At 59.8% G+C, this 22,391-nt stretch carries 24 protein-coding genes; 13 read left to right on the plus strand and 11 right to left on the minus strand.

Annotation, left to right across the window (positions count from 1 at the left end; translation table 11 throughout):
- Positions 1-22 precede the first annotated feature (22 nt).
- The 4 genes from RRB22_04825 (at position 23) to RRB22_04840 (ending at position 3,219) form a co-directional block, all read left to right on the plus strand.
- Complete coding sequence (locus tag RRB22_04825) at positions 23-997, plus strand: type II secretion system protein (GenBank protein MDT8383719.1); 975 nt, start codon at positions 23-25, stop codon at positions 995-997.
- A complete protein-coding gene (locus tag RRB22_04830) occupies positions 994-1,413 on the plus strand; it encodes a hypothetical protein (protein ID MDT8383720.1) in 420 nt (139 codons plus the stop codon). The genes RRB22_04825 and RRB22_04830 overlap by 4 nt, the downstream gene beginning before the upstream one ends.
- A gap of 72 nt (positions 1,414-1,485) precedes the next feature.
- Positions 1,486-2,442, plus strand: a complete 957-nt coding sequence (gene pilM / locus RRB22_04835) for a pilus assembly protein PilM (GenBank protein ID MDT8383721.1) — start codon at positions 1,486-1,488, stop codon at positions 2,440-2,442.
- A 378-nt stretch (positions 2,443-2,820) separates the two neighbouring features.
- Positions 2,821-3,219, plus strand: coding sequence for a type II secretion system protein (locus RRB22_04840; protein ID MDT8383722.1), 399 nt, complete (start codon positions 2,821-2,823; stop codon positions 3,217-3,219).
- A gap of 153 nt (positions 3,220-3,372) precedes the next feature.
- Here RRB22_04840 and ntrC read toward each other — a convergent pair whose 3' ends face one another.
- The 7 genes from ntrC to RRB22_04875 form a co-directional block, all read right to left on the minus strand.
- A complete protein-coding gene (ntrC, locus tag RRB22_04845; protein MDT8383723.1) occupies positions 3,373-4,794 on the minus strand; it encodes a nitrogen regulation protein NR(I) in 1,422 nt (473 codons plus the stop codon).
- Positions 4,791-5,915 (minus strand): nitrogen regulation protein NR(II), encoded by a 1,125-nt coding sequence (gene glnL, locus RRB22_04850; protein MDT8383724.1) that lies wholly within the window; start codon positions 5,913-5,915, stop codon positions 4,791-4,793. Before glnL ends, ntrC begins: the two co-directional genes overlap by 4 nt.
- Before the next feature lie 281 nt (positions 5,916-6,196).
- Positions 6,197-6,703 carry a DUF4124 domain-containing protein gene (locus RRB22_04855; GenBank protein MDT8383725.1) on the minus strand — a complete coding sequence of 169 codons (507 nt, stop codon included), beginning with the start codon at positions 6,701-6,703 and terminating at the stop codon, positions 6,197-6,199.
- Between the two features lie 138 nt (positions 6,704-6,841).
- The gene (gene glnA, locus RRB22_04860; GenBank protein ID MDT8383726.1) at positions 6,842-8,251 is read right to left on the minus strand and encodes a glutamate--ammonia ligase; all 1,410 of its coding nucleotides are present in this window, start codon (positions 8,249-8,251) and stop codon (positions 6,842-6,844) included.
- Positions 8,252-8,605: 354 nt separating this feature from the next.
- The gene (locus RRB22_04865) at positions 8,606-9,787 is read right to left on the minus strand and encodes a cation diffusion facilitator family transporter (GenBank protein ID MDT8383727.1); all 1,182 of its coding nucleotides are present in this window, start codon (positions 9,785-9,787) and stop codon (positions 8,606-8,608) included.
- A gap of 7 nt (positions 9,788-9,794) precedes the next feature.
- Positions 9,795-10,034 carry a sulfurtransferase TusA family protein gene (locus RRB22_04870; protein ID MDT8383728.1) on the minus strand — a complete coding sequence of 80 codons (240 nt, stop codon included), beginning with the start codon at positions 10,032-10,034 and terminating at the stop codon, positions 9,795-9,797.
- The gene (locus RRB22_04875; protein MDT8383729.1) at positions 10,031-11,074 is read right to left on the minus strand and encodes a tRNA (5-methylaminomethyl-2-thiouridylate)-methyltransferase; all 1,044 of its coding nucleotides are present in this window, start codon (positions 11,072-11,074) and stop codon (positions 10,031-10,033) included. Before RRB22_04875 ends, RRB22_04870 begins: the two co-directional genes overlap by 4 nt.
- Positions 11,075-11,317: 243 nt before the next feature.
- Between RRB22_04875 and RRB22_04880 the strand changes: the two genes are divergently transcribed.
- Complete coding sequence (locus RRB22_04880) at positions 11,318-11,653, plus strand: hypothetical protein (GenBank protein MDT8383730.1); 336 nt, start codon at positions 11,318-11,320, stop codon at positions 11,651-11,653.
- 9 nt (positions 11,654-11,662) lie between these two features.
- Here RRB22_04880 and RRB22_04885 read toward each other — a convergent pair whose 3' ends face one another.
- Positions 11,663-12,235 (minus strand): hypothetical protein, encoded by a 573-nt coding sequence (locus RRB22_04885; protein MDT8383731.1) that lies wholly within the window; start codon positions 12,233-12,235, stop codon positions 11,663-11,665.
- A 184-nt stretch (positions 12,236-12,419) separates the two neighbouring features.
- Entirely contained in the window at positions 12,420-13,001 is a 582-nt protein-coding gene (gene plsY, locus RRB22_04890; protein ID MDT8383732.1) for a glycerol-3-phosphate 1-O-acyltransferase PlsY, read from the minus strand.
- Positions 13,002-13,174: 173 nt separating this feature from the next.
- Here plsY and folB point away from each other — a divergent pair, with 173 nt between their 5' ends.
- The 5 genes from folB (at position 13,175) to RRB22_04915 (ending at position 17,667) form a co-directional block, all read left to right on the plus strand.
- Positions 13,175-13,543: a dihydroneopterin aldolase gene (gene folB, locus RRB22_04895; protein ID MDT8383733.1), complete on the plus strand. Its 369-nt coding sequence runs from the start codon at positions 13,175-13,177 to the stop codon at positions 13,541-13,543.
- Positions 13,544-13,545: 2 nt separating this feature from the next.
- Complete coding sequence (gene folK / locus RRB22_04900) at positions 13,546-14,034, plus strand: 2-amino-4-hydroxy-6-hydroxymethyldihydropteridine diphosphokinase (protein ID MDT8383734.1); 489 nt, start codon at positions 13,546-13,548, stop codon at positions 14,032-14,034.
- Positions 14,035-14,096: 62 nt separating this feature from the next.
- The gene (locus RRB22_04905; protein ID MDT8383735.1) at positions 14,097-15,302 is read left to right on the plus strand and encodes a diguanylate cyclase; all 1,206 of its coding nucleotides are present in this window, start codon (positions 14,097-14,099) and stop codon (positions 15,300-15,302) included.
- A gap of 351 nt (positions 15,303-15,653) precedes the next feature.
- Entirely contained in the window at positions 15,654-16,871 is a 1,218-nt protein-coding gene (locus tag RRB22_04910) for a PAS domain S-box protein (GenBank protein MDT8383736.1), read from the plus strand.
- A 478-nt stretch (positions 16,872-17,349) separates the two neighbouring features.
- Positions 17,350-17,667, plus strand: a complete 318-nt coding sequence (locus RRB22_04915; GenBank protein ID MDT8383737.1) for a hypothetical protein — start codon at positions 17,350-17,352, stop codon at positions 17,665-17,667.
- A 298-nt stretch (positions 17,668-17,965) separates the two neighbouring features.
- Here the strand turns inward: RRB22_04915 and RRB22_04920 are convergent, their stop codons facing one another.
- Together RRB22_04920 and RRB22_04925 are read right to left on the minus strand one after the other, a co-directional pair.
- Positions 17,966-18,562, minus strand: coding sequence for a DUF938 domain-containing protein (locus RRB22_04920; GenBank protein MDT8383738.1), 597 nt, complete (start codon positions 18,560-18,562; stop codon positions 17,966-17,968).
- A 17-nt stretch (positions 18,563-18,579) separates the two neighbouring features.
- The gene (locus RRB22_04925) at positions 18,580-19,314 is read right to left on the minus strand and encodes a pteridine reductase (GenBank protein ID MDT8383739.1); all 735 of its coding nucleotides are present in this window, start codon (positions 19,312-19,314) and stop codon (positions 18,580-18,582) included.
- 201 nt (positions 19,315-19,515) lie between these two features.
- Between RRB22_04925 and RRB22_04930 the strand changes: the two genes are divergently transcribed.
- The 3 genes from RRB22_04930 (at position 19,516) to RRB22_04940 (ending at position 22,355) form a co-directional block, all read left to right on the plus strand.
- Positions 19,516-20,769, plus strand: coding sequence for an SAM-dependent methyltransferase (locus RRB22_04930; GenBank protein MDT8383740.1), 1,254 nt, complete (start codon positions 19,516-19,518; stop codon positions 20,767-20,769).
- Positions 20,770-20,793: 24 nt separating this feature from the next.
- Positions 20,794-21,489 (plus strand): methyltransferase domain-containing protein, encoded by a 696-nt coding sequence (locus tag RRB22_04935; GenBank protein ID MDT8383741.1) that lies wholly within the window; start codon positions 20,794-20,796, stop codon positions 21,487-21,489.
- Positions 21,490-21,557: 68 nt separating this feature from the next.
- Positions 21,558-22,355 (plus strand): undecaprenyl-diphosphate phosphatase, encoded by a 798-nt coding sequence (locus tag RRB22_04940; protein MDT8383742.1) that lies wholly within the window; start codon positions 21,558-21,560, stop codon positions 22,353-22,355.
- Positions 22,356-22,391 lie beyond the last annotated feature (36 nt).

The raw sequence follows: 22,391 nt of genomic DNA on the forward strand, positions 1-22,391 counted from the left end.
GTCTGACCCCTTTAAAAGAACGATGGCTGGTTATGGTTATAAGGGGTCTGACCCCTTTAAAAGAACGGGGCATGAAAAGACGCAAAGTGGATATAAGGGGTCTGACCCCTTTAAGAAGCTTAAGTGTGACCCCTTTAAGTGCTCCTTTAAGTGCTTTAAGAAAGGCAGCAACAGTGGCGGTTTTACCCTGGTGGAGATGGTCATGGTGATCGTTCTGTTGGGCATCATCGCCGGGATCCTCACCCCCTTTATCAGCAAGGCAATGCAGGCCTATACCCACAGCAAGGCGCGGGCCAGTCTGGTGGACAAGGGCCGGCTGGCGCTGGAACGCCTGGCGCGCGAGGTGCATCAGGCCGTGCCCAACAGCCTGTCGGTGTTGGCGGGCGGCACGGGCATCGAGTTTGTACGCAGCCGGGCGGGCGGGCGTTACGTGGAACGCTTTGATGATTTTGGCACCGAGTTTTCACGTATCAATCGTCGCTTTCGCAAGAACGCCAACCTCACCGAACTCTACGTGGTGGGCACCGGACTGACTGTCGCGGCCAACGAGGTGCTGGTGATTGGCAACACCTCGCCCGCGGACCTGCAGGCGGGCAACACGGCGACGACCCTCACGGGGATTGCCGCGACCAGCGCCGTGGGGCCGGGCAACGACGGTACCGCCAATGGCCAGATCCTGAATTTTGGCAGTCACCAGTTTGCAGTGGAGTCTCCCGGCCGGCACTTTTCCATCGCCGACAGGACCATCGAGGTCGGCCTGAGCGGCGACCGTCTGCGCTGGTTCAGCGCCAGCGGCCTGAGCGATTACGACGGGGCCGTGGACTGGAGTAGTGCTGATCCGGCCCTGGTGGACGGCGTCTCGTCGGTGAGCTTCGTGTATGCGCCGGGCAATCCGCAGTCCACTGGGGTGCTGCGGGTGGACCTGCAACTCACCGATGCCACCACCGGGCAGCCCATCCGGCTGTATCGCGAGATCCAGGTGAGGAACACACCATGAGCCGGCCGATAAAGCCTGCGCGGACGATGCCGCTACATAATAAGACTGGCCCGGTTCGCCAGACCGGCGCCGCCCTGATCGCGGCGATTTTTGTGATCACCGCGCTGGCCGCGTTGGGTGGGCTGATGACCCAGCTGCTGGTGCTGGGCTCGGAGGAGACCATCGATGACTGGTATTCCGCACAGGCGCTGTACGCCGCGGAGAGCGGGGTGGAATGGAGCGTCTATAACGGCGGCGCCTCGAGCACGGGACAGATGGTGGTGGCCAATCGCGCCTGGTTTGATGTGAGCGTTGCGAGCATCCCTTACGCCGGTGGTAAAACCCTGTACACCATCACCAGCACCGGCAAGGCGGGTGGCACCTCAGGCAGCCCGAGGACACAACGACAAATAGTCGTCCAGTACATGCCTGACTGATTACGCCTGAAGACGTGGCTTCAGGTATTACATAAAGGTACTACAACCAGGTACTACAAAAGGAATGAGTCTATGTTTTCGCTGCTGGGAAAAAACCACAAGCAATCGATCGTCGCCATCGTGCCGGGCGAGGCGGGTCTCACCGTCGCCGCCATCAGTCATGATGCCGACCGGCCCCGTCTGCAACTGTGCGATTTTTCCCCCTGGGAAGAGGGCGTCGGGCATGAGGTGTTGCTGGCCCGGAAGGCCAAACAGTTTGGCCTGAAAAAATACGACTGCACCACGGTCATGGGTCTGGGCGAATACGCGGTGCTCAGCGTCGACGCCCCGGACGTGCCGCCGGCCGAGTTGCGTGCTGCGGTACGCTGGCAGGTCAAGGACCTGATCGACTTTCATGTCGACGACGCCATTATCGATGTGTTTGATGCCCCCGCCAGCGGGGCCCATGGCCAGCTCAATAAACTGTATGTAGTGGTCTCGCGGACTTCCACCGTGCGCGAGCGGGTGGACCAGTTGCAGGAGGCGGATGTGAACCTTACCACCATCGACATCCCGGAGCTGGTGCTGCGCAACATCACCGCCCGCCTGCCGGAAAACGAGGCCGGCGTGGCCATGGTGTATCTCACCCGTGACCGCGGGGTGGTGGTGGTCGCCCGTCAGTCGACCCTGTATTTTGCCCGCACCCTGGATATCGGTTATCGCTACCTCAATCAGGGCGCCACCGGCGATTCGGGGCTAAGCCTGGAGAGCAATGCCGCCTTTGATAGCCTGGTGCTGGAGGTGCAGCGTTCGCTGGATTATTACGACCGGTATTTTGCCCAGCCCCCGGTAGCCGCCCTGGTGCTGGCGCCGACGGTGGAGCCGGTGCCCGGTCTGGCGGAATACATACATCAGGCCCTGGGGCTGTCGGTGCGCCAGCTGGATCTGGCCGAGATCGTGGATGCCGAACCCCCGCTTTCCATGGCCGACCAGGCGCACTGTCTGGCCGCGATCGGCGCCGCCCTGCGCGAAGAGCCGGTGGTGCTGTAGGGCGCAATAACCGAAGGGCATTGCGCCGCATGTGGCCAGCCGGAAAAACAATCGCATAGGTGCCTTTATGGAAACTCGCACATACTCTGCCAATGTGTGACGCCAGGGCAACTCTAAAAATCTGCCCTGCGAGGCATTTCCCGCCGGCCAGTCAAAACGATTCTGCCTTGGGCGATATTTCATACGGCGCAATGCCCTTCGGTTATTGCGCCCTACGGTGCTGACGCCCGGTTAAGCCGATTTTCGTCTCTCCATACTGTGACGCCGGTCACAGTTCTCACCTTTTTCCTGATGCCCGCCACCCACAAGCCGTTAAACAGGGTGGAGGCCCTGTTTGGGGTTAGGTGCGGATCTTCCGCATGGCATGGGAGAGATGAGATGAACAGTTCTTCAAACACGTATGCAAACACTTATTCAAAGTCGGGCGGATTCACCTTTATTGAGCTGATGATCGGTCTGGTCCTCATCGGCGTGGTGGGGGCCGTTGCGGTGCCCAGTTATGTGAACGCCGCCCAGCAGGCCAAGGACGATTCGCTGTGGGAGCACAGTGTTAAGGCAAAAAATACCCACGATCTTCTGATGACTCACGGCGCGATGCCGACGGTGAGCGATCTGGCGGCGGGGATGCTGGGTAGTGTGGTGGCGGTGGCGGATGGTGTGCAGGTGCAGCATTCCGGTGCGACCTATGTGGTGCCGACCTATTCCAATGCCCTGTGCACGGTGCCGACCCGGAAGGTGGACGAGGCGGTGGCCTGTGTGGGGTCGATCGCCAGTTAATCGGCCAATACCCGGCGCGTAACCACGCTACGGGTAAAAACAGCAATTCAAACAGACGTCATCCCGGCGCCGGTACTCACAGGGTGTCGGTGGGGATGACGTTTTGCGTTGGGCTGAAAAACACCTTCACCACCGCCTGCGGTGCACTGCGGGCTAGGCGACGTCCGGCGTCGACTCCTCCATGCCCAGGTCCTTGATCTTGCGGGTCAGCGTGTTGCGCCCCCAGCCCAGCAATTTCGCCGCATCCTGACGACGGCCGGCGGTGTGTTTGAGGGCGGTCTCAATCATGATGCGTTCAAAGCGGGGCACGGCATCGTCCAGCAGGGATGCCTCGCCCTGACTCAGACGGGCGTCCGCCCAGCGTCGCAGGCTGTGCTCCCAGTTTTCATTGCCGTCGCGGGGCTGAGGTGTCTTTTTCAACTCGGCGGGCAGGTCGTCCATGTGGATGGTCTTGCCCGGCGACATCACGGTGAGCCAGCGACAGATGTTTTCCAGTTCACGCACGTTGCCGGGCCATTCCTGCTGGGCCAGATAGGCGCTGGTCTCGGCATCCAGCTGCTTGGCCTCCATATTGAGTTCTTTGGCTGCCTCGGCGAGAAAGTGCCGGGCCAACAGGGGGATGTCCTCCTGGCGGTCGCGCAGCGGCGGCATGTGTACCCGAATTACATTGAGGCGGTGGAACAGGTCTTCTCGGAACTGGCCGTCCTTGACGCGCTGTTCCAGATTCTGGTGGGTGGCGGCCACGATGCGCACATCGACCTTGGTGGGGGTGTGGCCACCGACGCGGTAAAACTCGCCGTCGGCCAGCACTCGCAGCAGGCGGGTCTGAAGTTCCGCAGGCATGTCGCCGATCTCGTCGAGGAACAGGGTGCCGCCATCGGCCTGTTCGAAGCGGCCGCTGCGGGCACTCTGGGCGCCGGTGAAGGCCCCCCGTTCGTGCCCGAACAACTCGGATTCCAGCAGGTCGCGGGGGATGGCCGCGGTGTTGAGCGCAATGAAGGGCTTGTCGGCGCGGGGGCTGTGGCGGTGCAGGGCGTGGGCCACCAACTCCTTACCGGTACCGGATTCGCCGGTGATGAGCACGGTGATCTTGGAGCGCGCCAGTCGGCCGATGGCCCGAAACACCTCCTGCATGGAGGCGGCCTCGCCGATGATATCCGGGGCCTTGTCCGGGCTCGCGGCGGCGTGGCTGCCGGGCTGGGCGCGACTGTGCTGAATAGCGCGGTTGACCAGCTCGATGGCCTCGTCCACGTCAAAGGGCTTGGGCAGGTACTCGAAGGCCCCCCCCTGATAGGCGGAGACGGCGCTGTCCAGGTCCGAGTGGGCGGTCATGATAATCACCGGCAGCTCGGGATAACGCTGGCCGAGCAGTTCCAGCAGTTGTAGGCCGTCGATGCCGGGCATGCGCACGTCGGAGACGATGGCGTCGGGTCGCCCCTTTTCCAGCAGCTCGAGAATGCCGTCGGCATTGTCGAAGGTCTGGACGCCCATGCCGGCCTGCTTGAGGGCGCGCTCCAGCACCCAGCGGATGGAATGGTCGTCGTCGATAACCCAGATATGGCGTGTGTCGGTCATGCATTTGGTCTCACAGAGTCGGAGGGGGTAGCGGGTAAGTCGTTATCCAGGGGTAGTAGCAGGCGGAAACGGGTGCGGCCGGGTCGGCTTTCGCACTGAATCAAGCCGCCGTGCTGGGTGATCAGCGACTGGGCGATAGAGAGCCCCAGCCCGGTGCCGTCGGCGCGGCCGGTGACCATGGGATAAAAGATGCTCTCCATCATCTCCGCCGGGATGCCTGGACCGTTGTCGATGATCTCTACCTGACAGGCCAGTTTGTGGCGGGTCTGGCCGATGGTGAACTGGCGCAGGGTGCGGGTGCGCAGGATGATCTCGCCGCGGTCGCCGATGGCCTGCACGGCGTTGCCGACGATATTCAGCACCGCCTGCACCAGCTGGTCACGATCCGCCAGGATCTCCGGGATGCTGGGGTCATAGTCGGTCACAAAACTGATGTCGCCCGGCTTTTCGATGTTGATCAGCTGCCGCACGTGTTCCAGCACCTGGTGAATATTGATCCGTTCCTTGTGGGGCAGGGTATTGGGCCCCAGTAGGCGGTTGACCAGATTGCGTAGCCGGTCGGCCTCGCCAATGATGATATTGGTGTATTCCTTCAGCTCCGGATCCGGTAGCTCGCGTTCCAGTAACTGGGCCGCACCGCGCAGGCCACCCAGTGGATTCTTGATCTCGTGCGCCAGACCGCGCACCAGTGAGCGCAGGGTCTCCTGCTGGGCCAGTTGCTGGCCCTCGCGAGAGATGCGCAGCTGTCGATCCAGCTGTTGTAGCTCCACCAGCAGGCTGGCGCCCTCATTGGCCGAGGCCAGTGGCGTGATGGTGCAATCCACCGTCAGCTCGCGATGACCGGGAAGGGTGATCTGCACCTCGTGCTCGGTGAAGGGGTGGCCGCTTTCCAGCCCCCTTTCAATGGCCTCCAGCAGGTGGCTATTGGTGGGCAGCAAGACGGATGCACGCTGACGCAGCAGCCGTTTGGCGCTGACCGTGAATAACATTTCCCCCGCCGGATTGATGTAGTCCAGGCGCAGATTGGCATCAAACAGCAACACCGCATGGGTCAGATTGTCCAGAATGCGCTGGTGCAGTTCGGGGGTGCCAGGCTTGGTTTTGGGCCGCGTGGGTTGCATGGATTAACGCTCTGCAAGAACCAAACCAGAATGGAGGAATTCCGGAAAATGGGCTAATTTTTTTGCGGGGCATTTAAAAAAATGGTATTTATCAGAGGTTTGCATATGGACGGCTACCTGCTGCGGGCCGCCAGAGAGGCGGCTGCCATTTGTAAAGATAGCCTATCCGGAGTGGGTCTGCACCAATTTAGTGCGGCCTGTCTGGCTGGGTGCGTTGCCTTCCTCCCATCGGCAGGAAGCGGCTAGAAAAGGGTGCAGGCACAGGTCGGGACAGGGTGGGATTAATGCCGGATGGAGTGTCGATGCAGGTAAACGGTCACCGGTTCGGAGGAGAGGAGGACCTTGCCCGAGTCATCCTGCACCTGCACGGTGAGGCGATGGGCGCCACGGTCAAGATTGCTGAGCGAGAAGCTGCCCGAGGTCGATTCGGCCTGTACCTTGCCGTTGTCCATCAGCACCATTTTATGGCCTGCCTGAAGGCCGGGCGTGACACTGGCGGCAACGGCGAGATTCCCCGCATTGTCGCGCAGTGTCGTCTCGTTGGCCGGGCTGGTGATACTGATACCGGTGTAGGCCCCGATGTCGGCCTTCCTTGATCTGGGGCTGCTGCTCATGGGGGGTGGTGCGGGTGGCCGGAAGGTGTTCGCAGGTGGCAGGGGCACGGGTGTTGCGTCTCCTTCCCTGGGGGCATCGGTGAAGGTTACGCTGCCATCGGGGTTGACCTGTTTGTAGACCTCCGCGCTGGCGGCAGTGCTGAACAGGAAAAGCAGGATAAATAATTTGCGCATACCCTTACTCTAGCGGAAAGGGTCAAAAAGGGGAAAGATAAAAGGGGGAAATGGAAGATTAACTGCGGGCAAAAAAAAGGGGAAAGAGCCGGGGCACCGCCCCTTTGCTCTTTCCCCTTTTGCGCTTTTATCTGCCGTTTAGCAGGAGTAATACATATCGAACTCGACCGGATGAGTGGTCATGCGGATGCGTGTGACATCGGCCATCTTCAGCTTGATGTAGGCATCGATCATGTCGTCGGTGAACACGCCACCCGCGGTGAGGAAGGCGCGGTCTTCGTTCAGCATATCCAGAGCCTGGTCGAGGGCATGGCACACGGTCGGAATGGCCAAGGCTTCTTCTGCGGGCAGGTCGTACAGATCCTTGTCCATGGCTTCGCCGGGATGGATCTTGTTCTGGATGCCGTCCAGGCCGGCCATCATCATGGCAGCAAAGGCCAGGTAGGGATTGGCGGTCGGGTCCGGGAAACGGACCTCGATGCGGCGACCCTTAGGATTGCTGATGAAGGGAATACGAATCGAGGCAGAGCGGTTGCGGGCGGAGTAGGCCAGCATCACCGGGGCTTCGAAGCCAGGCACCAGACGCTTGTAAGAATTGGTTGAAGGGTTGGTGAAGGCGTTCAGCGCACGGGCATGCTTGATGATGCCGCCGATGAAGAACAAGGCAGTTTCGCTCAGGCCACCGTAGCCGTCACCGCTAAACAGATTGTTGCCGCCCTTGAACAGGGACATGTGCACGTGCATACCGGAACCGTTGTCGCCGACGATGGGCTTAGGCATGAAGGTAACGGTTTTGCCGTAGGCGTGGGCCACGTTGTGGGTGCAATATTTCTGGATCTGCACCCAGTCGGCACGTTGGGTCAGGGTGCTGAATTTGGTGCCGATTTCGCACTGGCCGGCCGTCGCCACTTCATGGTGATGGACTTCAACGGGAACACCCATTTCTTCCATGGCCAGACACATGGCGGCACGGATATCGTGCAGGCTATCAACCGGTGGTACGGGGAAATAACCGCCCTTGACACCCGGACGGTGTCCGATGTTGCCGTCTGGGTAGACTTTTTCGGAGTTCCAGGAAGCTTCTTCGGAGTCGATCTTTACAAAGCAGCCGCTCATGTCGGCGCCCCAGCGGACGTCGTCGAAAATGAAGAATTCGGGCTCAGGACCGAAGTAGGCGGCGTCGGCGATCCCGGTGCTCTTCAGGTAGGCCTCGGCGCGGTTGGCAACGGAGCGAGGATCGCGCTCGTAGCCTTGACCGGTCGCCGGCTCGACGATGTCGCAGGTGACGATCAGCATGGCTTCGTCAGAGAACAGATCCATTACGGCGGTAGAGGTGTCAGGCATGAGAATCATGTCGGATTCGTTGATGCCCTTCCAGCCCTCGATGGAGGAACCATCGAACATTTTGCCTTCGGTGAAGACATCTTCATCCACTGTATGAGAAGGAACGGTGACATGCTGCTCCTTGCCGTGGGTATCGGTGAAGCGGAAGTCAACGAACTTCGCCTCGTTATCTGCGATCATCTTAAGAACGGCTTGTGCGGACATTGTCGAACTCTCCTGGTGTTAAAAGTAATGTTTTAAAGTAATGATTAAATAGTCGAACCGTTTTGCGGCGCATTTTCTGTCAGCCCAGTGTTGCACGACGGACAGGGAATCTGTTTGTAGCAACCGAATGGCATGGAAATTTGCAGGATCTGTGCCATGGGTGATTTGATCAATAAAAACAAATAGCTAGTACGTTTTAATCAGCCTGCTGGTGTGACTCCCCTCCCGGAATCGCACCAATATGTTGCTTTCTGACCTTTTGTGCACAGTAATGGTGCGCTTTGGTATGGGTTTATGGCCATTTTATCGGTATGAGCAGGGGCTCCATAGACACGCAAGTGCAAAGTCGTGTGCTTAGTGGAAGTGCACCTGGACGTCAGCGATACATTCTTCTTGCTGGGCGAGACGGTTGAGTTCCTCGGTGATGGATTGCGCCTCGGCCGCGTCCCTTACATCAGCAATCGGCAATAGTACCTCGACATGAATTTTGCCGTCTAGATAGTGAAGCATAGTATCTTCAAGATGTTGGGCGGCAGCCAGCCCCTGCCAGCGTTGTTGTAGCAGGGCCAGGACCTCGTGCCGCAGTGGCAGGCCGCTGCTTGGCGCCGCCTTTTCATCGTCCTCGGGGTCGATGTGCACCGTTACGTCGGTGACGTCGGCCACGCTGCGGATGATCTGGGCGCGCACGGTGTCGCTAATGCGGTGGCCTTCGGACACGCTGATCCGCGGATTGACCAGGATATGCACGTCCACCATGCCGTCACTCCCCACCCGGCGGGTGCGCAGCATGTGCAGGGCCTGCACGCCGTCCACCGAACGGATGGCGCTCTCGATCTGCTGGATCTGCTCGGGTTCCATGGCGGTGTCGATCAGTTCCTGCACGCTGTGCCAGGCCAGGTCCATGCCAATCTTCGCCACCATCAGGCCAACGCCGATGGCGGCCACGGCGTCGAGATAATACAGGCCACCCATGCTGCCCAGTACGCCGACCACCACGATCACCGAGGAAATGGCATCGGAGCGGCTATGCCAGGCGTTGGCGCGCAGCAGGTTGGAATTGAATTTTTCGGCGGTGCGCAGGGTGTAGTGGTAGATACCCTCCTTGGCGATCACTGAAATACAGGCCACGCTCAGGGCCAGCCAGCCGGGGTGCGGCAACAGGTCGGGGTTCAGCAGTCGCAGCGTGGCATCGTAGCCAATGCCGATGGCCACGGCGATCAGCGCGCCGCCCAGGATCACCGTGGCGAGGGTCTCGATGCGGCCGTGGCCGTAGGGGTGTTTTTCGTCCGCCTCCCGGCTGCCGTGCTTGACCGCCAGCAGCACCAGGCCATCGGTGAGCAGATCGGAAAATGAGTGGATGCCGTCGGCGATCAGGGCCTGCGAATTGCCGATATAACCCACCACGATCTTGGCAACGCCGAGGATGAAGTCGATGGCCGAGCCGATCAGGGTGACCTTGCGGGTCTCCTGGTAACGCGCACCATTCAGTTCGCCGGGGGCGGGCGTGCGGGGTGGGTGGGGGTGATGGTGTGCCATCGCCGTCTCAGCGCTTACCGACGCGCACGGTGATCAGGATCTCATTGGTGGCCGGGTCCAGCACGCGGGCCTCCACGATTTCATGGCCGTTGATCCGACACCAGGCCGGGATGTCGCAGAGTGCACCGGGGTCGGTGCAGCTGACATCCACGGTATCGCCGGGGGACAGGGTGAGTACCAGGTTCTGGGTGCGGATCACCGGCATGGGGCACAGCAGATTGCGTGCATCGAGTGTATGGTGACTCACAGGTACCACTCCACGGGGATCTCATCGTTGCGATAGGGTGGGACGTCCAGTTCGTGCATGTCTCCGTCTTTTATATGTACCGCCATGCGCACCGCAGCGGCGTGTTTGCCCTGGCTGAAACGGGCGGCGAGCCGCGCGGCGATGTGCAGGTCGTCCGGACTGGCGCTGCCATCCAGCAGCACCAGCGGCCCCGGGTGGCTGAGCGGAACCAGGTGGGTGAATTGTTTGCGATAGCCTTCCATAAAGCGGTTTTCACCCTCTTCGCGACTGATGATCAGCTTGAAGTTAGGCCGCGGGCGCAGATGTCGGCCGACCTTGAGCAGCATGATGTCGTCGATCTCATAGCGCCGTTCGCCACGGCTCTCCCACAGATCGGCCAGTTTGCTGGAATAGGCGACATCGGTGAGGAAGCAACAGCCGCCGGCGGGCTGGGCAAAGTCTTCGATGCCCATTTCATGGGCCAGCGCGATCTGGGGCTTGCGGCCGCGGCCGTTGAAACCGTACAGCTTTTCGCGATCCACCCAGCCCTCACGCTCTGGCAGGGTCTCGGGCAGGATCCTGGCGCATAGCGGGCGTAGCAGCCGATCTTCTGCACCGGACTCGCGCTGGATCACCGGCATGGTATCGCGGCGTTGCGACATCGGCCGCTGGCCGACCACCTCGCCGGTGATGATAAAGTCGAAGTCGTTTTCCTGAATCCACTGATAGGCCTTTTTCACCATGAAACACTTGCAGTCCAGGCAGGGATTCAGATTGGCGCCGTAGCCGTGGGCGGGATTGATCACCACATCCTTGTACTCTTCGATGACATCAATGATGTGTAGTTTGATGCCCAGCGTTTCCGCCACCCACAGTGAATTGTTGCGCTTCGGCCGGGTGCTGTCCTTCTTGCGAATGGCGTGGGTGTGACCCTCCACGCAGAAACCGGTGAAAAAATTGATCCCCTCCACATGGATGCCCTGGTCGAGCATAACCCTGGTGGCCAACATGGAATCGAGGCCACCGGAGATCAGGGAAATGGCTTTGCGTTGCTTGGTCATGGAGAGTGGGTGCTTTCGGGTTAGGGTGATTTGCTTCGGGCTGCAACCGGTTAAGGGTATATGTTGGCCGGCTGCTGTGCAGTGTTGACTGGCCAGGGGCGGCGATTATAGCTGAATTGGCCGCCACGGTCCTGTTTTGATGCTGTCTATGAGCGCTATAAGGGGGATGATGGTGACAGGCATAGCGCCGTGCGCAGCGGTATTTGCTAGAATCTCGGCTTCGTAGTCCACTAAGGCGATGCTATGTCCTCACAAGATACCCTCGACGCGATTGTGCAGATCAAGAAAACCCATGAAAATTTTATGGTCAGCATCGGCATCCTGATCGGCGTCATTTTGGTGGTGTATTTTTTCACCTATGGCGCCCTGGTGGACTCGGTCACCAGTTCACTGATCTGGTTTGAGGTGATCACCAGCGTGATGATGGTGGTGGTGCTGGTGTTTCTGCGTCGGGTGTGTTTTTTTCTGACCCGGCTCAAGCTGGGACGACGGGTGGAATATGCGCAACTGCTGCACAGGATGGATGCCGCCGATCTGGCGCGGGATGCGCAGGCGATCGCGGCAAGGCTGGATCGGTAAACTGTCTGTCTAGTGACGCTGTCGCCCGCTGCCCTTGATTGGCGTGGCCTGGGTGACCTGCTGTAGTCGATTTTCCGCCTGGCTGCTGCCCGTGTGTTCCCATAGTTCATAGGCGGTCAAGGCGTCATACAAAGGCTGTTCATCGCCCAGCTGTCTTATGCTCTGCAATACATCCATCGCCGGCACAAAGCTCTCGTACAGGTGTTCATACAGATGGCCCTGATGGTGTGGCGTATTGTGATGGAGCTGATAATAGGCACCGATGCCGAGATCGATAAAGTAGTTGCTGTTGACCAGTCGCGCGCGCGCCTGTTGCGGAAAAAAGCCGGCGTACAAAAGACAGATATCACCGACCTCGCGCAGCTTTTCGATCTGCCGGTGACCGGAGCTGCGAATCCCGTTGAGATAATCCAGGGCCAGAATGCGAGCCGCTATTTCTGGTTTGCACAAGAATCGCTGTAGCAGGAAAACCAGATAGCTCTGAACCTCTTCCCCCAGATGACGATGGGACCTGTGTTCCGCTTCGCACACCAGTTCATGCCAGTGAGCGGTGGATGTGGGTTGTAGCTCGATGTCACGCATACGCACCTCCTTACATTCAGGTTATCGGCGCGTAGCAGGCAGGGCTTTAGCGTGGTTAATGGTCAGTGAAAGGAGGAGGGAAGAGTGAGAGCCTGTGAAAAAATCGCCGACCTGCTACGGCCGTCGATTTTTTCACAGGCTCTGAGCGGTCGGAGGGTGGAGAAATTTTTCCAGCCTTTGCCTGCTAGCGAATCGTACCCTCGGTCCCGGCCAGCAGGTTGCGGATATTGGAACGGTGTCGCCACAACAGCATGACACTGATCAGCGCTGAGACGGCGATGAACTCGGGCTGTGGTGCAAGCAGCCACATATACAGGGGCGCGAGCGTAGCGGCGACGATCGCCGACAGCGATGAAATGTTGAATAGTTTGGCCATCACCAGCCAGCTAGCCAGCACCGCCAGACCGACCGGCCAGGCCAGGGCGATCAACACACCGCCGGCGGTGGCGACGCCCTTGCCGCCGCGAAAACCAAAAAAGACGGGATACAGGTGGCCGAGGAAGGCGGCCAGCGCGACCAGCGCCAGGATCAGTGGCGGAGCGGACAGCAGTTGCGCGACCAGCACCGGGACCACGCCCTTGAGGGCGTCCCCCGCCAGGGTGATAGCCGCGGCCTTCTTGCCGCCCACGCGTAATACGTTGGTGGCGCCGGGGTTGCGCGAGCCCTGGGTGCGCGGATCGGGCAGGCCCATCAGCCGGCAGCTGATGATGGCGGCGGAGAGGGAGCCGGCGAGGTAGGCGGCGAAGATCAGGAGGTAGTCGAGCATGCCGGCATTATCGCTCACTTTATTGGGTAAGTCGCTGTGCGTTTATGAGAATGCGTCATGAGGAAAAAGGCGCTTGCTGGTCTGGCTTTAGGCAACGCGGTATAGTTCGCCACAATTGCGATATTGCATCCAGTCACTGTTTCACCTCTGCCGGAGTCCGCTGAGCCATTATTATGGATATCATTTTTCTGCACGACCTCACCATCGAAACCATCATCGGCATCTACGACTGGGAGCGCAAGGAAAAGCAGTCAATCATTCTCGATCTGGATATGAGTGCGGACATTCCTGCCGCCGCGCGCACCGATGCCATCGAAGACACCCTTAACTACAAGGCCGTGGCCAAGCGGCTGATCGAGTTTGTAGGGGATGGCCAGTTTCAGTTAGTCGAGACCCTGGCCGAGCGCGTGGCGGAGATCGTAATCAAGGAATTCGGTGTCGGCTGGGTGCGGGTGCGGGTGAATAAAAAGGGCGCGGTGCGTTATGCCGGAGATGTGGGGGTGATTATCGAACGGGCAGCCGGGTCTGGCGAGCGGCGTTAATCATGCCCAGGGTGTTTGTCGGCATCGGCAGTAATATCGATCGCGAGCGCAGCGTGCGGGCCGGGGTGGCCGAGTTGCAGCAGGCCTATGGCGATGTACAGCTGTCGTCCGTGTACGAAAGCGAGGCGGTGGGTTTCGACGGCGACGCCTTTTATAACCTGGTCGCGGCGTTTGATACCGACGACAGCGTCGACCAGGTGGTCGCCACCCTGGCGGCCATCGAGGATCGGCAGGGGCGCCTGCGTAGCGGCGAGCGCTTTGCGGCGCGGACCCTGGATCTGGACCTGCTGCTGTATGGCGACGCGGTCATCGCCACCGAAAACTATCACCTGCCGCGTGACGAGATTCCCCGTTATGCCTTTGTGTTGTGGCCGCTGGCCGAGCTGGCGCCGACCCTGCGCCATCCCGAGAGTGGCGAGGATTTCGCCAGCATGTGGGCGCGATTCGACAAAAGAAATCAGCCGCTGCGGCCGATAGTTTTCAAATGGTAGCCTGACTCGCATTTCGCGCCAGGCCGATCACCGCCTGGGAAACCCTGAAACCGACCGCCGCAATGACCGACAGCACTAACCACAGCCCCGATACCAACAGCTTTAGCGAAATCACCGGCAGCGCCAGGCCGTTGATCCTCATTGTCGACGATTCCCCCACCATTCGCCTGTCCCTGAGCCGTGCGTTGCAGGATGAATTCAGGTCCGTCGAGGCGGTGGATGGCGAGGAGGCCTGGGAATTTCTCAGCAGCGATGAGCGCATCGAGGTGGTGATCACCGATCTGTCGATGCCAAAACTGGATGGTCTGGGGCTGGTCAAGCGCATGCGGGAGAGCGTGGTGTCGCGGATCCGCAACGTGCCGGTGATCATGGTCACCGGAGGTGACGATACCGACGTGCGGGAAAAGGCCTTCCAGGCGGGGGTCAATGATTTCGTCACCAAGACCAGCGATCGCGTCGAGCTGCTGGCCCGCCTGCGCGCCCACCGAAAGCTGGCGGTAACGATTCGCGAACTGGAAGAGAGTCAGCGCTCACTGCGCGAGCAGGCCAACACCGACATGCTGACCCGGCTGGCCAACCGGCGCTTTTTTACCCATGTCGCCGACAAGGAACTGTCGCTGATGCGCCGGCAAAAGGAATATTTTGCGGTGCTGATGATGGACATCGACCACTTCAAGCACACCAACGATACCTTCGGTCACGCCGCTGGCGATTACGTACTGGTGCAGGTGGCCCAGGCCCTGAGCAAGGCCGTGCGCGCCGAGGATACCGTGGCGCGCATCGGTGGCGAGGAGTTTGTGGTCAGTTCGCCCTACACCAACCGGCTGGCGGCCATTGTGCTCGCCGAGCGCCTGCGCAAGGCGGTGGAATCGCTGGATCTGCAGTTCGAGGGCAACCACATCCCGGTCACCATCAGCATCGGCATTGCCCTGCAGCCGCAGGATGGCGATGCCCTGGATACCCTGCTGGCGGCCGCCGACGAGCGCCTGTACCTGGCGAAAAATGCCGGCCGCAATCGATTCTGTGCGGCCGACAAACAGCACAGCGAGCCGGCTGTGGGGGTGGATATGCTCTGCCCGCAACTGGACGAGGCCGTCTCCATGATCCGTCACGGCAACCTGCAGCGGCTGATACCGCACCTGCCGACCCTGCTGGAGAGGCTGATCCCCCTGTTTGAGCTGGTGAACGAGGAGTCGCCGGTGGAGATCGATGTGGATCAGGTGCGCGCGGCGATCATCGCGCTGAAGGCCAAGGGTGTGTCGGATTGAGGATGAGCTGGTTATGGCAGAGAGAGTGTGGACGAAACCATAAAATGACCGCTCCATGAATTCACCGGTTTTTCTACCGCCGCGTTAGAAGTCAAAGACTGATCATACTTGCAGGGGATTGGGGTCATTGCCTGACTTTGCACATCCACAATTCAGCATTTCAGAGGAGTGTAAAGTCAAGCAATGACCCCCTGTCGATGATGACCCCCTGTCGATGCTACTCTACCCGAATCCTGACCCTAAATTGCTTATGAGGTGCCTACCCAAAAAGGAATTTAAGAAAAATAAAAACCAGGCCGATACCCACATGGATTGTATAACAATAACAATGAGGAATTATCTGTGTTTTCCATGCAACCCGCTAAATGTCCTTACTACTTGGCCAACACCGCATGTCACGGCACAGAGGGCGCACGTAACCAAGAGACGTACCTGCGCACCGTACTCGAACACGTTCTGGATGGGATTATCTCCATCAATGCCTACGGTATTATCGAAATCTTCAATCCCGCCGCCGAGCGCATGACCGGCTATACTCGTGCCGAAGTTCTGGGACGCAGTATCAATATGCTTATGCCCGCGCACCTCGCCGAGGAGCACGATGGCAACATGCAACAGTTTAAACAAAGCCGCACATCGCGAATTATGGGCACCATCCGTGAAGTCCCGGTGATGCGCAAGGACGGCACGGTCTTTCCCGCCGAACTTGCCGTCACCTACATGGAACAGAAGGAACAGCCTGTGTTCATCGGGAGCCTACGCGACGTGAGCGAACGCAAACGCGTGGAAGATGAACTCAAAAAACACCACGACAATCTTGAAAAACTCGTGCGGGATCGCACAGTAGAACTCGAAGTATCAAAAGAACAATCGCAACAGGCCAATCACGCCAAGAGCGCGTTTCTCGCCAGCATGAGCCACGAGTTGCGCACGCCGCTCAATGCCATCTTGGGCTACAGCGAAATACTCAAGGAAGACATGGAGGCCGAGGGTTATCTGGGCGCCGTGGAAGACCTGGATAAAATCGCCAACGCGGGCAAACATCTGTTGGCGCTGATCAACGACATTCTTGACATCTCCAAAATCGAGGCGGGTAAGTTCGAACTCGTCGAAGCTGATGTCGAAGTTGGCACGCTCATCGCCAGCGTCGCCGCAACGACCCTCCCGTTGGTGGAAAAAAACAATAATCGTCTGGAAATCCACTGTCCCGTCGACATTGGAGATATCAAGGCCGATGCCATGCGCCTGCGACAGACACTGCTCAATCTGCTCGGCAACAGCGCCAAATTCACGCAACAGGGCAGAGTCCGTCTTGAGGTCGAGCGCCTCGATGATCACATCTGTTTTTGCGTTTTCGATACCGGCATCGGCATGACCCGAGAACAGATGGGCCGCCTGTTCGAAACCTTCTCCCAAGCCGACGCGTCAATTACCCATCAATACGGCGGAACGGGACTTGGTCTAGCCATCAGCCGGCGCCTTTCGCGACTGATGGGGGGCGATATCGATGTGGAGAGCGAGTTCGGTAAAGGGTCTTGTTTTACGCTAACTCTGCCGGTTGCTCGATGAGTGACGGGAGTGGGGTCACTTGACTTTACACTCCTCTGAAATACTGAATTGTGGATGTGTAAAGTCAAGCAATGACCCCAGACCCTGCAGACCCTCCATTTCAGATGAGTGCAAAGTCAAGCAATGACCCCAGACCCTCCAAGCAATGACCCCAGACCCTCCAAAGTCAAGCAATGACCCCAGACCCCTTGCGACTCTACGGCCATGTTGTCAGGAGTCTCTATAAGTGGTTGAATCGCAGGAGTCAACGTCACAGCTACAACTGGGCAGGACTCAAGCAGCGTTGGATTACTTCGGTATTCAACCTCTGCGCGTCTGGAGGCGTACCCACGTAGTAGTGGATTGGTACTAGGGTCGTGCTTGCACGGGCGAATAATTTGATTGAGGAGCCGGATGCGGTAATTCCGCACGTCCGGATCTGTGTCGGGGCCGCCGGGTAACTGGCGGTCTTACGACGACGGTAGTCGCAAAAAAGCTAATGAAAGAATCAGACTGGAAAATATTCAAAGAAATAAAAGAAAAAGCAATTAAGCTTTTTTGCAGTCGTGCATTAGAAGAATTCAATGAAATCATAAAAGACAAAAATTCAAAACCAGAAGAAGCCTATACTCTACTTTACAGAATAGTAATAAATAGAGACAAACAAATGTCACTACTATTTGATAGTCACAGCAGATCAAAAGCCACTTTACAGCTGCTGGCTATACGAGGAGAGAATTTAGCTGATCAAGAGTTGCTTAAAAAGCTTTCAAGTGAATTCCTTGAGGTCACAGACCCCAGGAAGGTGAGCTGGTAAAATGCCTAACAAACGCATCAAATCGTTCGCTATCACTCACTCGGGCCGTCAAAAAACGGCGACCGTTTATGCTAAACGTTCTTGAATGTCTGCTACCGGGAAATTTACTCGTTTGTTGTTACAAAACGCCAAGGTCCGCAAACGCTGCATTGCAGAAGTAACCAGATTCCCTGTGAATGACTTTTTGATACTAAAGCGGACACACTATTCTTGACGGTTCTCCCTATGCCCGACAGTCTCCTGGGCAGGAAAAATAACAACAACCGCAGTCGGCCGGTATGTTCACGGGCGTCCGGTCTCAGTCTCCGGCTTTCACCCACACCAGAATATTGTTGTTGGCCGGCATGGTGTAATCGGCCGCGCGCTCGAGTCCGGCCTGCGCCGCCAGCGTATCCAGCTCGGCCTTGTCCCGAATCCCGCTCCTGGCATCCCGCGACTTCAGCCAGCGCTCGAATGCGGCATTGCTGGGCGAGGTGAATCTGCCGTCGACGTTGAATGGCCCGTAGAGGCAGAAGCGCCCGCCCGGACGCAATATCCGCCCGATACCCGCAAATAGCCTTTCCACCTCCGGCCAGCCCATGATGTGCACGGTGTTGGCGCTGAACACGGCGTCGTAGTCGGTGTCGGGCCAGGGATCGGTGGCCACGTCCAGCGCCAGCGGGGGGAGCACATTGTCCGGCCCCTGTTCGCTGATCCAGGCCTCGATGCCGGCGTGGTGTGCGCGCACATCGCTGGTCTGCCAGCGCAGGTGGGGCAGCTCGACGGCGAAAAAGACTGCATGCTGGCCGGTGCCGCTGCCGATCTCCAGCAGCTCCCGGGCGTGCATCAGCTCCTGACGTAACACCGCCAGGATGGCGTGCTTGTTCTGCTCGCAGGATTCGGCGTAGGGTTTCATGCTGACCTCGCTACCGGCTAGCTGTTGAGTGAACGGCCGCCATCGACGGTGATGACCTGGCCGCTGGTGTAGTCGGCATCGCGGATCAGGAACAGCGCGGCGCGGGCAATGTCGCGCGGGCTGCCCTGGCGCTTGAGGAAGGTGCGCGAGACGATGCGTTGCTGGGTGACCTCATCAAGCTCCCGTTCCGGCCAGAGGATGGCGCCGGGGGCGATGGCGTTGACGCGCACCTCGGGGCCCAGCTCGCAGGCCAGCGACTTGGTCAGCATCACCAGCCCGGCCTTGGCGATACTATAGACCGGAAAGCGTTTCAGCGGTCGCTCGGCATGGATGTCGGCGATGTTAACAATGCAGCCGCGCTGCTGCTTGATGTGCGGCGCCGCCGCCTGGGACAGAAAGAAGGGTGCCTTGAGATTGGTGCCGATGAGGTCGTCCCATTCGGTCTCGCTCACCGAGCCCAGCGGGGTGGGATAAAAGCTGGAGGCGTTATTGATCAGCACGTCAAGCCGCCCCCAGGTGGCGAGGGCATCGCCGATCACCGCGGGCAGCGCGGCCTGGTCCAGCAGGTCGGCGCGCACCAGCACCACGGAATCGGCGCGCAGGGCGTTGAGCTCTTTCTGCAGGGCCTGGGCGGCGCTGCGCGAGGCGCGATAGTGCAGCACCAGTCGCGCGCCCTCTTTATGCAGGGTGCGGGCGATCACGGCGCCGATGCGATGCACGCCGCCGGTGATCAGGATCACACGATCCTGCAGGCTCCCTGGGGCGGCGGCAGGCGTGTCGTCAGTGGGTTGTGTGGTATCCTTCAAGCCGTTGTTTCCAGTCTGTCAGCGAATAATCGCCGGTGGTCGAGTCACCCGCCACACGGGTGCTCACACTGTAACGTAACTCTGTATTTATTGCCCGCCATTGGTGACGATAGTCCAATGCCGGCCTGACCCGAGCGTCGATTCGTCATGTCACCCGTACGTCCTCCCGAAAGCCTGTTGCAGCTACCCACGCCCGATGCCGAGGCGCAGGCCCACAGCGAAAGGCTCATCAGCCTGATCACCGACGAGATCGCCGCGGCGGGTGGTGGCATCAGCTTTGCCCGTTACATGGAGCTGGCGCTGTTCGCGCCGGGGCTGGGCTATTACTCGGCGGGGGCCAGCAAGTTTGGCGAGCAGGGGGATTTTGTCACCGCCCCGGAGATCTCCCCGCTGTTCTCGCGGGCCCTGGCGCAACAGGTGGCGGAGGTGCTGACGGCGCTGGAACCAACAGGGAAGGCGACCGGCAGTGGCGAGGTGCTGGAGGTCGGTGGCGGCACCGGCTGCATGGCCGCCGACATGCTGGCCGAGCTGGAGACCCTGGGCGTCCTGCCGGCTCGCTACAGCATCCTGGAGCTGAGCGCCGATCTGCAGGCCCGCCAACACCAGACCCTCAGCGAACGGGTGCCCCACCTGCTGCCCCGGGTGCAGTGGCTGAACGCCCTGCCGGCGTCGGGCTTTCGCGGGGTGGTGGTGGCCAACGAGCTGCTGGATGCGCTGCCCGTGCACTGCTTCCGGGTGCACAAGCGGGGCATGGGCGAGGCGGGCCTGCGGGAACGCTGGGTCGGTTTTGAGCAGGGCCGTTTTCAGTGGCGCAGTGACGACTTGGCACCCGCGCCGGTGCTACAACAACAGCTGCCTCTCGCGCTGCTGGACCAGCTCAGCGGCCTGCCCGACGGCTATGAATCGGAAGTGAACCTGGCGGCCGGCGCCTGGGTCGAGGCGCTCGCCGAGCGGCTGGCGGCCGGTGTGGTGCTGCTCATCGACTACGGCTTCCCCCGCCATGAGTATTACCATCCGCAGCGCAGTCGCGGCACCCTGATGTGTCACTACCGGCATCGCGCCCACGACGACCCCTTCGTCTATCCCGGCCTGCAGGACATCACCGCCCACGTGGACTTCACCGCCATCGCCGAGGCCGCCGTGGCGGCCGGGCTGGAGGTGCGCGGGTATAATACCCAGGGGCTGTTCCTACTCGGCTGCGGGCTGGCGGAACTGGCGCAGCGCTCCGAGGACCCCACCGCAGAACACAATGAACGACAGCAGATCCTCCAGGCGCAGCAGATCCGCCGCCTGACCCTGCCCGGGGAGATGGGGGAGCGCTTCAAGGTGATCGCCCTGAGCCGGAATTATGACCATCCCCTGCGGGGCTTTGCCCTGCAGGATCTGCGTCATCAGCTTTGAGTTAGAAATTATGGAGATGAAATTATGAGCGAAAAGATACAGCAGACCCAGGCCATGCTGGCCAAACATCATCGCGATGGCGAGGCCTTTGTGCAGACGATGAAAGATACCCATGCCGGACGGTTTAATGATGATTTCTGGGCGGTGTGGGCCGAACGGGTTGAGCCGATCCTGTCGGCGCAGCCGCTAATTCTCGATCTGGGTACCGGCCCGGCGCTGTTTCTCCGGGAGGTGGCGCAGCGTCATCCGCACATCAGGGCCATCGGCGTCGAGTGTGCGGAATATATGCTGAATGCCACCAAGGACCTGCCGGACAACTGTGAGATCATCGAGGCGGATCTGCATGACCCCCATTTGCCGTTAGCCGATGCCAGTGTCGATGCGGCGGTGGCCTCGGTGGTGCTGCACGAGATGCATCAGCCGGTGCGCGCCCTGCAGGAGGTGCAGCGCTGCCTGAAGCCCGGCGGTATCTTCTATGTGCTGGACTGGGTGCGCGCACCCCTGGCGCAGTATCTGCAAAACACCGAGCTGGCGGTGTTTGACCGGCAAACGAAGGTCGATGAACTGGAAGACCTGTTTATCCATTTCATCGAACACAATCGCTTCAGTATCGATGACCTGGCCTTCATGCTGGAGAACACCGGCTTTCGGGTGGTGGAAAAGACCGCCCTGAAAAACGGCCAGATGGCGCGGCTGGTGGCGGAAAAGATCGCCGTCTAGACGGGCATGAAAGCCGGACAAAAACCGATAAAAATAACCACAAACATAACGGGAAAAAGTAACCGCACATGGACGCACTGAACGCGATTCTTCTCGCCCTGTTACAGGGCTTCACCGAGTTTCTGCCGATCTCCAGCTCGGCCCACCTGATCCTGTTGCCGCGTCTGCTGGGTTGGGAGGATCAGGGCCTGGCCTTCGATGTGGCCGTGCACGTGGGCACCCTGAGTGCGGTGGTACTGTATTTTCGCCGCGAGCTGGTGCCGATGGCGCGGGACTGGCTGGGCTCGCTGCGGACCCGCAGGAATACGGTCAACAGCCGGCTGGCCTGGGCGGTGTTGTGGGGCACGGTGCCGGTGGGGCTGGCCGGGCTGTTGCTGAAGGGCCTTATCGAGGGTCATCTGCGCTCGGAGCTGGTGATCGCCGCGACCACGATCCTTTTTGGTCTGCTGCTGTGGTGGGCGGATGCCAGGGGTCGCGGCCAGCGCGATGAATACAGCCTGCGCATCAGCGACATCTTTATCATTGGCGTGGCGCAGGCGCTGGCGCTGATCCCCGGCACCTCCCGCTCCGGCGTGACCATGACCGCCGGCCTGATGCTGGGGCTGTCGCGCCAGGCCGCCGCCCGGTTCTCTTTTCTGCTGTCGATCCCGGTCATCACCCTGGCGGGCGGCCTGTTGATGATTGACCTGGTGCAGGATCCGGCGCTGGTGGACTGGCGGGCAATCATCATCGGCACGGTCACCTCGGCGATCGCCGCCTATCTCTGCATCCACGTGTTTCTGCAACTGCTGGAGCGCATCGGCATGCTGCCGTTTGTGATCTATCGCCTGGCCCTGGGCGCACTGCTGCTGTATCTGTTTGTATAAACCGATCCGGGCGCGCGTTGCCCGTGCGTGCAACCG

The sequence above is a fragment of the Gammaproteobacteria bacterium genome (assembly GCA_032250735.1).
Classification (GTDB): Bacteria; Pseudomonadota; Gammaproteobacteria; order SZUA-152; family SZUA-152; genus SZUA-152.

What these genes read in the sequence shown, in the direction of transcription:
- RRB22_04915 (MDT8383737.1), top strand. Translation starts at nt 17,350, where the DNA reads ATGAAAGAATCAGACTGGAAAATATTCAAAGAAATAAAAGAAAAAGCA.
- RRB22_04920 (MDT8383738.1), bottom strand. Translation starts at nt 18,562, where the DNA reads ATGAAACCCTACGCCGAATCCTGCGAGCAGAACAAGCACGCCATCCTG.
- RRB22_04830 (MDT8383720.1), top strand. Translation starts at nt 994, where the DNA reads ATGAGCCGGCCGATAAAGCCTGCGCGGACGATGCCGCTACATAATAAG.
- RRB22_04935 (MDT8383741.1), top strand. Translation starts at nt 20,794, where the DNA reads ATGAGCGAAAAGATACAGCAGACCCAGGCCATGCTGGCCAAACATCAT.
- RRB22_04855 (MDT8383725.1), bottom strand. Translation starts at nt 6,703, where the DNA reads ATGCGCAAATTATTTATCCTGCTTTTCCTGTTCAGCACTGCCGCCAGC.
- folB (MDT8383733.1), top strand. Translation starts at nt 13,175, where the DNA reads ATGGATATCATTTTTCTGCACGACCTCACCATCGAAACCATCATCGGC.
- plsY (MDT8383732.1), bottom strand. Translation starts at nt 13,001, where the DNA reads ATGCTCGACTACCTCCTGATCTTCGCCGCCTACCTCGCCGGCTCCCTC.
- RRB22_04840 (MDT8383722.1), top strand. Translation starts at nt 2,821, where the DNA reads ATGAACAGTTCTTCAAACACGTATGCAAACACTTATTCAAAGTCGGGC.
- RRB22_04905 (MDT8383735.1), top strand. Translation starts at nt 14,097, where the DNA reads ATGACCGACAGCACTAACCACAGCCCCGATACCAACAGCTTTAGCGAA.
- folK (MDT8383734.1), top strand. Translation starts at nt 13,546, where the DNA reads ATGCCCAGGGTGTTTGTCGGCATCGGCAGTAATATCGATCGCGAGCGC.
- RRB22_04880 (MDT8383730.1), top strand. Translation starts at nt 11,318, where the DNA reads ATGTCCTCACAAGATACCCTCGACGCGATTGTGCAGATCAAGAAAACC.
- RRB22_04875 (MDT8383729.1), bottom strand. Translation starts at nt 11,074, where the DNA reads ATGACCAAGCAACGCAAAGCCATTTCCCTGATCTCCGGTGGCCTCGAT.
- RRB22_04825 (MDT8383719.1), top strand. Translation starts at nt 23, where the DNA reads ATGGCTGGTTATGGTTATAAGGGGTCTGACCCCTTTAAAAGAACGGGG.
- pilM (MDT8383721.1), top strand. Translation starts at nt 1,486, where the DNA reads ATGTTTTCGCTGCTGGGAAAAAACCACAAGCAATCGATCGTCGCCATC.
- ntrC (MDT8383723.1), bottom strand. Translation starts at nt 4,794, where the DNA reads ATGACCGACACACGCCATATCTGGGTTATCGACGACGACCATTCCATC.
- RRB22_04930 (MDT8383740.1), top strand. Translation starts at nt 19,516, where the DNA reads ATGTCACCCGTACGTCCTCCCGAAAGCCTGTTGCAGCTACCCACGCCC.
- RRB22_04865 (MDT8383727.1), bottom strand. Translation starts at nt 9,787, where the DNA reads ATGGCACACCATCACCCCCACCCACCCCGCACGCCCGCCCCCGGCGAA.
- glnA (MDT8383726.1), bottom strand. Translation starts at nt 8,251, where the DNA reads ATGTCCGCACAAGCCGTTCTTAAGATGATCGCAGATAACGAGGCGAAG.
- RRB22_04940 (MDT8383742.1), top strand. Translation starts at nt 21,558, where the DNA reads ATGGACGCACTGAACGCGATTCTTCTCGCCCTGTTACAGGGCTTCACC.
- RRB22_04885 (MDT8383731.1), bottom strand. Translation starts at nt 12,235, where the DNA reads ATGCGTGACATCGAGCTACAACCCACATCCACCGCTCACTGGCATGAA.
- glnL (MDT8383724.1), bottom strand. Translation starts at nt 5,915, where the DNA reads ATGCAACCCACGCGGCCCAAAACCAAGCCTGGCACCCCCGAACTGCAC.
- RRB22_04910 (MDT8383736.1), top strand. Translation starts at nt 15,654, where the DNA reads ATGCAACCCGCTAAATGTCCTTACTACTTGGCCAACACCGCATGTCAC.